This window comes from Photobacterium indicum (assembly GCF_003026215.1).
Lineage (GTDB): Bacteria > Pseudomonadota > Gammaproteobacteria > Enterobacterales > Vibrionaceae > Photobacterium > Photobacterium indicum.
The window spans coordinates 799,611-811,669 of record NZ_PYOC01000002.1 but is presented as its reverse complement, the minus strand read 5'-3'; the positions used below and the strand labels follow the sequence as shown (position 1 = coordinate 811,669).

At 42.8% G+C, this 12,059-nt stretch carries 12 protein-coding genes; all 12 read left to right on the top strand.

Features of this window, described 5'->3' with window-relative positions:
• Positions 1-23: 23 nt before the first annotated feature.
• The 12 genes from C9J47_RS09570 (at position 24) to flgL (ending at position 11,932) form a co-directional block, all read left to right on the top strand.
• On the top strand, positions 24-854 hold the full coding sequence (locus C9J47_RS09570) for a protein-glutamate O-methyltransferase (RefSeq protein ID WP_107253308.1): 831 nt from the start codon (positions 24-26) through the stop codon (positions 852-854).
• A gap of 138 nt (positions 855-992) precedes the next feature.
• Entirely contained in the window at positions 993-1,388 is a 396-nt protein-coding gene (flgB, locus tag C9J47_RS09565) for a flagellar basal body rod protein FlgB (protein ID WP_107253307.1), read from the top strand.
• 3 nt (positions 1,389-1,391) lie between these two features.
• Positions 1,392-1,808 carry a flagellar basal body rod protein FlgC gene (flgC, locus tag C9J47_RS09560; protein WP_107253306.1) on the top strand — a complete coding sequence of 139 codons (417 nt, stop codon included), beginning with the start codon at positions 1,392-1,394 and terminating at the stop codon, positions 1,806-1,808.
• 17 nt (positions 1,809-1,825) lie between these two features.
• Entirely contained in the window at positions 1,826-2,542 is a 717-nt protein-coding gene (gene flgD, locus C9J47_RS09555) for a flagellar hook assembly protein FlgD (RefSeq protein WP_107253305.1), read from the top strand.
• 69 nt (positions 2,543-2,611) lie between these two features.
• Positions 2,612-3,919 carry a flagellar hook protein FlgE gene (gene flgE / locus C9J47_RS09550; protein ID WP_107253304.1) on the top strand — a complete coding sequence of 436 codons (1,308 nt, stop codon included), beginning with the start codon at positions 2,612-2,614 and terminating at the stop codon, positions 3,917-3,919.
• A 219-nt stretch (positions 3,920-4,138) separates the two neighbouring features.
• Positions 4,139-4,888, top strand: a complete 750-nt coding sequence (flgF, locus tag C9J47_RS09545) for a flagellar basal-body rod protein FlgF (RefSeq protein ID WP_107241142.1) — start codon at positions 4,139-4,141, stop codon at positions 4,886-4,888.
• A gap of 20 nt (positions 4,889-4,908) precedes the next feature.
• Positions 4,909-5,697, top strand: coding sequence for a flagellar basal-body rod protein FlgG (flgG, locus tag C9J47_RS09540; protein WP_107253303.1), 789 nt, complete (start codon positions 4,909-4,911; stop codon positions 5,695-5,697).
• A 17-nt stretch (positions 5,698-5,714) separates the two neighbouring features.
• Positions 5,715-6,485 (top strand): flagellar basal body L-ring protein FlgH, encoded by a 771-nt coding sequence (gene flgH, locus C9J47_RS09535; protein ID WP_107253302.1) that lies wholly within the window; start codon positions 5,715-5,717, stop codon positions 6,483-6,485.
• A gap of 97 nt (positions 6,486-6,582) precedes the next feature.
• On the top strand, positions 6,583-7,644 hold the full coding sequence (locus tag C9J47_RS09530; RefSeq protein ID WP_245903412.1) for a flagellar basal body P-ring protein FlgI: 1,062 nt from the start codon (positions 6,583-6,585) through the stop codon (positions 7,642-7,644).
• Between the two features lie 64 nt (positions 7,645-7,708).
• Entirely contained in the window at positions 7,709-8,662 is a 954-nt protein-coding gene (gene flgJ, locus C9J47_RS09525) for a flagellar assembly peptidoglycan hydrolase FlgJ (protein ID WP_107253300.1), read from the top strand.
• Between the two features lie 186 nt (positions 8,663-8,848).
• Positions 8,849-10,729: a flagellar hook-associated protein FlgK gene (flgK, locus tag C9J47_RS09520; RefSeq protein WP_107253299.1), complete on the top strand. Its 1,881-nt coding sequence runs from the start codon at positions 8,849-8,851 to the stop codon at positions 10,727-10,729.
• 12 nt (positions 10,730-10,741) lie between these two features.
• Positions 10,742-11,932 carry a flagellar hook-associated protein FlgL gene (flgL, locus tag C9J47_RS09515; protein ID WP_107253298.1) on the top strand — a complete coding sequence of 397 codons (1,191 nt, stop codon included), beginning with the start codon at positions 10,742-10,744 and terminating at the stop codon, positions 11,930-11,932.
• Positions 11,933-12,059: the final 127 nt, after the last annotated feature.

Below are 12,059 nucleotides of genomic sequence, written 5' to 3'. Positions count from 1 at the left end.
GCAATAATTATAAAGAGTAGTAGATGACAGCTATAACAATAAAAGATCAAGAGTATCGGGATTTCTGCCGTTTCCTAGAAGCTCAATGCGGGATTGTACTTGGCGATAGTAAACAGTACTTAGTGCGTAGTCGCTTAAGTCCATTAGTCAGCAGATTTTCGCTTTCATCTCTATCAGAATTACTCCAAGTTGTGATTAGTGGTCGTAATCGTGAATTACGTGTTGCTGCCGTTGATGCGATGACAACCAATGAGACATTATGGTTTCGTGATACTTATCCGTACACAGTGCTTGCCGATAAGATTCTACCGGAAATGGCTGCCAGTAAACGACCACTTAAAATTTGGTCTTCTGCTAGCTCATCAGGTCAAGAACCTTATTCTATTGCGATGACGATATTGGAGCTGCAAAATCGTCGACCAGGGATGTTGGCATCGGGTGTTCAGATTACAGCTACAGATATATCACAAACGATGTTGGATACTTGTCGGGCTGGCGCGTATGACAATTTAGCGTTAAGCCGTGGTTTATCGCCTGAGCGTCGCCGTTTCTTTTTTGAGAACAATGGCGATGGCCGAATGAAGGTGAATGACAAAGTAAAGCGTATGGTGAATTTCCGTCCGCAGAACTTAAAAGACAGTTATGCATTACTCGGAAAGTTTGACATCATTTTTTGTCGTAATGTATTGATTTACTTTGCGCCAGATATGAAAGCAAAAGTCTTGAATCAAATGGCGGCAAGCTTGAACCCTGGTGGCTATTTATTGTTAGGCGCGTCAGAATCCTTGACTGGGCTAACCGATAAGTTTGAAATGGTTCGATGCAACCCTGGTATCATCTACAAATTGAAGTAATGACAGATTCAAATCATTAATAAATAAAAAGCGGCTTTGGCCGCTTTTTGTTTATCTGTCTATTCGCCTGTTTATTTGCCATTTAAAAACTTGGCATCCTATTTGCTTTATATACATTAAGTTATTGTGGAGGCAACTATGTCTATTTCTTTTGATAAAGCGTTGGGTATACATCAATACTCAGTTGGTGTGCGTGGTAAGCGTGCTGAAACCCTTGCCAGCAACATTGCTAACGCTAATACGCCTGGTTATAAGGCTAAAGATATGGATTTCGATCGCGCATTAAAAGCGGCAACATCAGGGGCAAGCATTGGTCTGAGCCGAACTAATGGGCGGCATATTTCTGCCTCTGCAAATGTAATGGGTGAACAAATGTACCGTGTTCCTACTCAACCAGACACTGGTGATGGCAATACGGTTGATGCTCAGCTGGAGCAGAACTTGTTCATGCAGAATTCACTGGAATATCAAGCATCGTTAGATTTCTTGGGTGCTAAGTTTAAGAATTTAAGCAAAGCCTTGAGAGGGGATTAATAAATGAGTTTATTTAATGTATTTAATGTAACCGGATCTGCTATGAGCGCAGAATCAGTCCGTTTGAATACCACCTCAAGTAACCTTGCTAACGCCAATAGCGTCAGTAGTTCTGCAGAAGAAACCTATAAAGCGCGTCATCCAATTTTTGCCGCGGCATTAAACAGTGCAAGCTATCAGCGTGCTGAAAGTGTGCCTGTTCAGGTTAAAGGTATTGTTGAAAGCCAGAAGCCATTACGCGCGGAATACAACCCGCAGCATCCATTAGCGAATGATGAAGGCTATATTTATAAGCCGAATGTTAACGTTATGGAAGAAATGGCCAACATGATTTCAGCGTCGCGTTCTTATCAAAGTAATGTGCAAGTAGCAGATGCCAGTAAGCAAATGCTAATGAAAACATTGCAGATGGGTAAATAAGGTAAGGAGTCACTGTTATGGCTGGTATTACAGGCGCAGGTCAAAGCAACTTGTCTTATCTTGATCAACTCAAGGGAATGCAAGAGAAAAAGCTACAAGAAACGCAATCAAAAGTAACGGGTCAAAATGAATTAAAACAAGATGACTTTTTATCATTGCTGACAAAACAACTTGCCCAGCAAGACCCGTTTAAACCAGTTGGCAACGATCAGATGATTGCCCAAATGGCATCGTTTGCAACGGTAGATGGCATCAACCAAATGAATGAACAATTTGGTAGCTTGAATTCAGCCATGACATCAAGCCAAGCATTGCAAGCCTCATCGCTTGTGGGGCGTGATGTGTTAATCCCTGGTGCTACTGGTGTTAAAAAAGCAGAAGGTGGTATCACAGGGATGGTTAAGCTACCACAAGCCCTTGATAACATGATGGTACGTATTGAAAACGAACAAGGGCAGTTAATCAAAACCTTCGATCTTGGCGCGAAACCTCCAGGTGAACACCGCCTAGAATGGGATGGTACCGATGAAGAAGGCAAACCTTTGCCAGAAGGCCGCTACCAAGTGAAAGCGTCAGGTATGGTGGGCGGTGAAAACCGTGATTTTGAAGTATCTACTTATGCCAACGTTAACAGTGTATTGCTGGGTAAAGGTGACGGTAACGTTATGTTAAATCTAGCGGGTCACAATTCGCCATTCAAGCTGGCAGAAGTGCTTGAAGTTGGTAAGGCATAAGCTGTTAACAGCACATAGAATAAACAAATTAATGCGAAATTAATGCACAAGTATTAGGAGAGTCAGAACATGGGATTCAATATTTCGCTTAGTGGTATCGGCGCATCTCAAAAAGACCTAAACACCACAAGTAATAACATTGCTAACTCCAATACCTACGGTTTTAAAGAGTCTCGTGCTGAATTTGGTGATGTATATTCAAGTTCGATCTTTTCTAATGCAAAAACCACAACAGGTGGCGGTGTGCAAACATCGGTTGTTGCTCAGCAATTCCATGAAGGGTCGAGTATTTATACTAATAACCCGATGGATCTGCGTATTTCAGGCAGTGGATTTTTTGCTGTTACTGACGATAAGCTACAACCACAGAATAATAACCTGACTCGTAACGGTGCATTCCATCTAAATAAAGACAATCAGATCGTTAACTCAGAAGGTCAGTACTTATTGGGTTATGGTGTTGATCAAGAAACAGATCAAGTGACGTCTTATGAACCACAAGCGATGAAAGTACCTGATCAGTTCGGTCAACCTCGCGCATCAACCAGTATTGATATTGGGGTGAACCTGCCAGCCTCTGCTGATGCAAAAGATGCAACATTGTTCGATTTCAATGATAGTAACAGCTACGATAAATCAACGTCTGTCAGTATGTATGATTCATTGGGGCAGCCATACAAGTTATCGACGTATTACGTAAAAGATAACTCAGCGCCGAACCGCTGGTCTGTTTATTATACAGGCACAGATGCAACAGGTGAAAAACCGATTAATATCACTAACGGTGGTACAACTGCAGTCAATGGACATCAAGGTAGTACGCTTGATTTCAATACTGATGGTTCTGTTGCTCAAATCAATAACGGGCAGCCAATTATATCTGAAGCATTAGGCGATGGTGGAGCTGGCCTTGATCTAAATGGTGCAGATGAAGCTCAGACATTAACCATGAATTTTGATTCGCCAACGCAGTATGCTGCGCCGTTTGAAATTCGTAAGTTCAGTGAAAATGGTGCGACAACTGGTTATTTGTCAAAAGTTGATATTGATGCTAAAGGGTCAATCGTTGGTACGTACAGTAATGGCGAAAACGTCACACTAGGCCGTGTTGGTATGGTACGTGTTGCGAATGAGCAAGGCTTAGTATCAAAAGGTGGTACTCAGTGGGCAACGGGTCAAGATTCTGGTGCTGCTATTTGGGGTGAAGCAAGCCAAGGTGCATTTGGTTCTGTGAAAAGCGGTACGCTGGAGCAGTCAAACATCGATATGACACAAGAACTGGTTGATCTAATTACTGCGCAACGTAACTTCCAAGCTAACTCACGAGCGTTAGAAGTCGATAACCAGCTACAACAAACTATTCTACAGATTCGATAAGATTCTTTCTTTAGTCAATCTGTATCAGCTTTATTGCCAATATTGCCGCTTGTCTTTTAAGCGGCAATATTTGTCTTAACCTGCCAAAAAAATGTCTCCTCGCTTCCTCCTTATTCTTTAAGTTCACGCTTTAATTAACCAACATGCTGATTTATAAGTAACTTATTGCATTGGCATACTTATTGCTTCAAACCATTCAGATGAGATGGGAGAGCAATAATGGATCGTGCGCTTTATTTAGCTATGAGTGGTGCAAAGCAAGATATGTATGGTATGCAAACACATGCCAACAACCTCGCTAACGTAAGAACGACCGGTTTCCGAGCTGACTTGGAACAAGCGCGCAGTATGCAAGCGTATGGTGAAGGTTTACCGTCTCGTGTTTTTGCCATGACAGAGCGCCCCGGACAAGATTTCTCTCAAGGTTCAGTGATGACGACAGGTCGTGATCTTGATGTTGCAGTAGAAGGCGATGGTTGGCTTGCTGTGCTTGACGCCTCTGGTCAAGAAGCTTATACCCGTGCGGGTCATCTTAAAATTGATGAAACTGGTATGCTGCAAAACAGCAACGGTAATTTAATGTTAGGTGAAAATGGCGGTCCGATTTTCATCCCTCTTCCGATTAGTAAAATTCAAGTTGGTAACGACGGTACGATCTCTGTATTACCACAAGGTGCACCGCCAGATGCGATGGAAATCGTTGATCGATTAAAGCTAGTTCGCCCTGATAACCGTGACTTATTCAAAGATGTTAACGGTTTATTTAAGTCGAAAACACCAGGAGAAACGTACGATGCTGATGCTGGCGTAACCTTGCTAAAAGGCGCGTTAGAAGGCAGTAACGTCAATGCTGTTGGTGAAATGACAAGTATGATTGATTTGCAGCGCCATTTTGAAATGCAAGTGAAAATAATGAAAACAGCAGAAGAAATGGATCAAGCATCTTCCTCACTCGTGCGTTTAGGCTAATCCAATAAAAGGTAATTAACATGCATCCAGCTTTATGGGTAAGTAAAACCGGTCTTGACGCTCAACAGACAAATATATCAACCATTTCAAACAACCTGGCTAACGCCTCAACCATTGGTTTTAAGAAAAGTCGTGCTGTATTTGAAGATCTTTTTTATCAAAATATTAACCAACCAGGTGGCCAATCTTCTCAAGATACGGAATTACCGTCGGGATTAATGCTGGGGGCAGGTTCTAAAGTTGTCGCAACCCAAAAAGTGTTTACGCAGGGTAATACGCAAACCACCAATAACTCGATGGATATGATGATCGAGGGAGAAGGCTTCTTCCAGGTTTTACTGCCCGATGGCAACATTGGCTATACCCGTAATGGTCAATTTACCATTAACGGTGATGGTCAAATGGTAACTACGGGTTCTGGCTATGTGGTGCAACCAGAGATCGCTATCCCAGAAGATGCTGTCGGTATTACCGTTGGCAATGATGGCGAAGTATCAGCACGTATTCGTGGACAGCAAGAAAACCAAGTGCTGGGTCAGTTAACAACGGTTGGCTTTATTAATCCAGGCGGTTTAGAGCCTATTGGTCAGAACTTATTCTTACCTACGGGGGCGAGTGGCGATGCCCAAGAAGGTGTACCGGGTCTTGATGGTCTAGGGGCAATTCGTCAGTCGATGTTAGAAACTTCGAACGTTAATGTAACGGAAGAATTGGTCAACATGATAGAAGCTCAGCGCGTATATGAAATGAACTCTAAAGTCATTTCAACCGTTGATCAGATGTTGAGCTACGTAAACCAACAGCTATAACGGGAAGTAAGTTAACAATGAAAAAGGTACTTGCTGGTATTGTCATTCTTCTATTGAGCGGCTGTGCAATGGATCCAGACTTGGTTCCATCTGATATAGAGAAAGCCACCACAACAGTCGATGCAGTTGAAGGTTCGACAGAGCAAGATTCAGGCTTAATTGATATGTTGCGTCGCCGAGAAGATCCACAAGCTGGCGATCCTGCATGGAACTCTATTCGTCCTCAAGCAAAGCCAGAGCATTACGCGACAGCTACGGGGTCATTATTTAGCTCGGTACAAGCACAAGATTTATATGATGACACCAAGCCTCGAGGTATTGGGGATATTGTGACCGTGATGCTGGAAGAGAAAACGCAAGCCAAAAAAAGCGCGAGTTCAGACTTAGATAAGTCGACCGATTTATCGATGGATCCATTAGTTCTAGGCGGCAAGCCGCTTACCATTGGTGATCGTGATTTATCGTATGAAGTGGCAAATGCCAATAAATTTTCTGGAACTACCTCTGCTGATCAAAGCAACAGTATTAAAGGCTCTATTTCTGTTGAGGTTATTGATGTGCTTGCCAATGGTAACCTGATGGTACGGGGTGAAAAATGGCTAACCTTGAATACGGGTGATGAATACATTCGTGTTAGTGGCACGATTCGCCCTGATGATATTAGCCAAGAAAATACCATTGAATCGACGCGTATTACCAATGCCCGTATTCAATATTCAGGTACCGGTGATCGCCAAGATGTACAGGAACAAGGCTGGCTAGCCCGTTTCTTTAATGTCAGTTTATAAATGACATGTATGTAGTAAAAATAGTAAATCCCCCGATTTTGATTAATGAGTAACCCGGAGCCGTAGAGTGAAATTACGTACCTGTTGTATCAGCCTTATGCTACTGCTAGCGTTGCCGCTGCAAGCTGCTCGCATTAAAGATGTCTCAGAAGTTGCAGGGGTACGTAGTAACCAATTAGTGGGCTATGGCTTAGTTGTTGGTTTGCCCGGCACCGGTGAAACAACGCCATTCACCGATCAAAGCTTTAATGCCATGTTGCAAAACTTTGGCATCCAGCTACCTGCTGGTACGAAACCCAAAACAAAAAATGTTGCTGCGGTTGCGGTTAATGCCACATTGCCCGCGTTTACAAAGCAAGGTCAAAAAATTGATATCACTGTTTCGTCTATTGGTTCTGCAAAAAGCTTGCGTGGTGGTACGTTATTGCAAACTTTTTTAAAGGGTTTAGACGGTAAAGTTTATGCGGTAGCACAAGGTAGTTTAGTGGTGGGCGGCTTCAGTGTAACTGGGGCGGATGGCTCAAAGCTCGTCGGTAACATTCCAACCGTAGGGCGTATTAGTAATGGCGCTATGGTTGAACAAGAAGTCCCGAACCCTTTTGGTCGAGGCGATTTTCTTACCTTTAACTTATTTGATTCAGACTTTTCGACAGCACAGCGTATGGCTGATTCTGTGAATGAATTTCTTGGCCCTGAAATGGCAGCGGCGATCGATGCAACCTCTGTACGAGTACGTGCGCCCAGAGATGTGAGTCAACGTGTTGCTTTCCTTGCTACTGTCGAGAATATCGAATTTGACCCTGCTGTCGGGGCGGCAAAAATCATCGTTAATTCACGTACTGGCACCATTGTGATTGGTCAGAATGTGAAATTAAAACCAGCGGCGATTACGCACGGTGGTATGACGGTTTCAATCAAAGAAAATTACCAAGTGAGTCAGCCTGCGCCTTTTTCAGGGGGGGAAACGGTTGTTGTACCTAACTCTGAAATTGACGTTACAGAGAAAGACTCACGCATGTTCAAATTTGAACCGGGTATTACACTTGATGAATTAGTACGTGCGGTAAACCAGGTTGGGGCTGCGCCATCAGATTTAATGGCGATCTTACAAGCGTTAAAACAAGCGGGTGCAATTGAAGGGCAGCTCATTATTATTTAAGTAATGCGTAGCTAGCTTAATGTTACTCGTCACTACACTGAATTTACGGTAAAGAACTCACAAAATGAAAAGTATCGATCCTGGTTTTGTACATGATATATCTAGCCTTGAACGCCTTAGAGCGGGCATTGGTGACGATGAAAGCGGATCGCTACGTGCTGCTGCTCAGCAGTTTGAGGCTATTTTTACCCAGATGCTTTTTAAATCTATGCGTCAGGCGAATGAAGCGTTTGAATCTGATTTAACCAGCAATAGTAATTCAAAATTCTTTGAACAAATGCATGACGAGCAACTGGCCAGCGAGCTAAGTTCGACAGGGTCGTTAGGGCTTGCTGATCTTATTGTTCAGCAACTCGGTAGTGAAGAAGATAAAGATTCTGAAAATGCGATTCGTACAGTCATGAACGATACAACATTACGCTTGCCTGTTAACCCTAACAGCCGTCAGCCTGATCAACAGGTTATTAACCAAGCGACAGATGATGCATTAAAAGCCATGCAAGCAAGCACTCTGAATACAGCCAAGCCACCAATGGCGCGTTCGGTTGAAACCTTCGATACGCCAAAAGATTTTGTTACTCGCATGCGTCCGTATGCTGAAAAGGCAGCCAATGCGATTGGCACCGATCCTTCCGTGTTAATTGCGCAAGCTGCATTAGAGACGGGCTGGGGTAAAAAAGTGATAAAAAATGCTGTTGGTTCAAGTAATAACCTTTTTAATATTAAAGCCGATCCCCGTTGGTCTGGTAATAAAGTCGCAACCAATACACTTGAATTTCATAATGGTATTGCAGTGCAAGAAAAAGCTGCGTTCCGTTCTTATGAGAACTACCAAGACAGCTTTAATGATTATGTGCGTTTTTTAAATGATAACCCGCGTTATTCTAAAGCTCTTGAAAACCCGAAAGAGCCAGCACAATTTATTCGTAATATTCATAATGCCGGTTACGCGACGGATCCAAAATACACTGAAAAAGTATTGAGTGTGATGGACACCGTAAAGTCGTTGATGAAGTAATACGAATAGCCACTTCTTTAAACACTTATCAGGCAAGCCTTTGCCTCTTCCTATCTGCCTTCTGCTTGTTAGATAAAAAAATAAATTAAATCAGTGGTTTAACTTGCATATAAAGTTGGAATGAATATTGCATTAAGTTTTGTTAATTATTTGATTCTATAAACTTTATGACTAACTGGAGGCGTAATGGCATTTGATTTGCTCAATATGGGCTCTCAAGGTTTATTGACTGCACAACGACAGCTCAATACGACCAGCCATAACATTAATAATGTTAATACCGAAGGGTATAGCCGTCAGTCTGTGGTGCAGCAAACCAATGATCCCATTTGGTGGGGTGGTAGCCAACATGGTACGGGTGTGCATGCGGCAGAAGTTCGCCGTGGCTACGATCAGTTTGCCACTAATGAATTAAATATAACCACCACGAATTTAAGTTATGCGACTGAACGAGAAGGGCAATTAGGACGACTAGATAATATGCTAGCCAACAGTTCTAAGAAAATCCCTGAAGATATGAATCAGTGGCATGACGCAGTTAAAGCTATGGCCGATAGTCCTAATGATCTGGGTTCACGTAAAGTTGTGATAGAAAAAGCCAAGCTAGTGGCATCGGGATTAAATGACAGTTACGGCATATTAGCGAAGCAAAAAAGTGAAGCGAACGAAGTGCTTTCAGGCACATTAAATCGGGTGAATGATATTGGTCGTGAGCTGGTAGAAGTGCATAAAGCACTCATTAAAACACCAGCTTCAGGGGCTGATAATGACCTGATGGATCGCCATCAAAACTTAATTAATGAGTTATCTCAATATACCAAAGTGACGGTAACCCCTAAAAATAATGAAACCTTCAACGTCATGATTGGTAGTGGACATACCTTGGTATCGGGTACTGAATCTAGCGAATTGCGCATGATTAATGGTAAGCCAGATCCACAGCAAACTCAGTTAGCGATTGTTGAAGGCAAAGCTTTAAAACCGATTCGTAACGACGATATTGGCGGCAAGCTTGCCGCTTTATTTCAATACCGTGATGAAACTCTGTCTCAAGCAATGGATGAAATGGGGCGTATTGCTATAGGGTTTTCTGATTCGGTTAATGAATTGCAATCGCAAGGTTTAGATTTAAACGGTGAAGTGGGCGGCAATCTATTTCATGATGTGAATGATCCCGCATCAGCCGCTGCACGTGCCCGTATTCCTGCTGGATCGACTGCCGATTTAAAAGTGTATATCGAAGACATTAACCAGTTAAAAGTGGGCGAATATGGGCTCACGTTTGACGGTAGCCAACACACGTTAACGTCACCTGATGGATCACGTCAGAGCGTTGTACCCAGCGGAAACCCAGCAGCGTTTGCTGTTGATGGATTACGTATTCAGATGGATTCACCAATAGGCATTGGTGAGCGTATTGCTATTCGTCCAACCCGCGATGGTGCGGGTAACATTAAAGCATTATTGGATGATCCTGCAAAAATTGCCGCTCAAAGTTATTTAAGCTCTGCGACTAAAACGAACGGCAATGCAGATCTAGCAATTAACGCTGCGGGTGGTCTGAATGAGTTTCAGGTCGCCGTGTCGCCTGATGCAAGCCAGTTTGCCGTACTTGATATGAAAGGCAATATTTTGCAGGCTCCGCAAGTATACCCGCCGAGTGGTGAGGTGAATGTGGGGGGCACGCGTTTCACGTTATCGTCGGGCGCGATGGGGGGAGATGTCTTTGCCGTCAACCTTAATGCGGCTGATGGTGATAATGGTAACCTCATTAAAATGCAAGAGCTTCAAGCTCAGAAAATCATGAACGACGGACGTTCTAGTGTGATTGATGTGTATGAAGGGCTAAATACTGAAATGGGTGTACAAAAAGCATCGGCTTCACGATTAAAAGAAGTGGGCTTAGTTGAAAAAGATGCAGCACAAAGCCGAGTTGCTGAAATTGCGGGCGTAAACATGGATGAGGAAGCGGCTAATATGATGAAGTTTCAACAAGCGTATATGGCATCGTCGCGCATCATGTCTGTTGCGAATGAAACCTTCGATACTTTGTTAAATATACGATAGGAATGAACAACCATGATTAGTCGTATTGCCAATTTCCATCATTATAACTCTGTATCTAATGATATGAATCGCCAGCAAATAAAAGTGCAAGAAAACCAGCAGCAATTAGCTTCAGGTAAGCGCTTATTAACGGCGGGGGATGATCCTGTTGCGTCTATTTACATCCAGAATTTTGATCAGCAAAACACTCAGATCGACCAATCAGTAAAAAGCATTACCATGGCAAGAAATCGCCTAAACAATGAAGAAGCGGCAATCACTGAAGTCGAGAATCTACTTGATGATGCCAAACGTAAATCTATGATGATGGTAAACGGCTCATTATCTAGCGATGATCGTGTGGCACATAAGCAAGATATGCAGGGCGTTTTTGATTCATTTATGAATTTGGCTAACTCTCGCGATGAATCTGGCAACTATGTTTTCGCGGGTACGCAATATAGCCAACAGCCTTTTTTCCGTGATAACAACGGTGATGTGGCTTATGTCGGCGATAGCTACCAACGAATGGCAAAAATTGCCCCATCAGTTGATGTTCCAGTCAATGATGCAGGTGACAAGCTTTTCCTTGAAGTCGCCAACCCCTTTGGTGACTACCAGCCTGATTATGCGCTAGAAAGTGGTTCGCTATTACTGCTTTCGCAAGCGAAAAATGACAATGATGCTGATCAATCTGAATATCGTGTCGATTTTTCAACATCATCGGGCGATACGTCATATGAGTTATATCAAGATGGGGCATTAGTCAGTACAGCACCTTTTGATCCTCACAAAGGTATTCAATGGAATACCTTACAGATTGATCTTAAAGGGGAAATTAAAAATGGCGATAGTATCGCGCTAAACAGGCAAGAGAATGTCAGTGTCTTTGATGCTTTTAAGCGTGGTATCGAACTATCAGACAGTGATGTATCAGATGCATCAGCGACGGCAGAGTTGCATCAGGTTGCTGAAGAATTAGCACAAGGGTTTAAGCACATTAACCGAGCAAGATCGGAAGTGGGCACACGACTGCAAACGTTAGATCGCCAAGAAGATATGCACCAAGATTTTAAAATTGTAATGAATGAAGCGCGTGGCACATTAGAAGATCTTGATTACGCCACCGCAGTGATTGAGTTGAATCAAAATATGGCGGCACTTCAAGCATCGCAGCAAGCGTTCGCAAAAACGAAGGATCTAAATTTATTTAATTATATCTAAAGGTAACGGGTAATAAATTTACTTTGATGACGTTAGGGTTAACTAAATATATTTGAATTACGTACTTATAACACCGTAATTTTTATTGTTGGCATACAGTTTGCTTTAAATGGACTAGTGGCAAAAA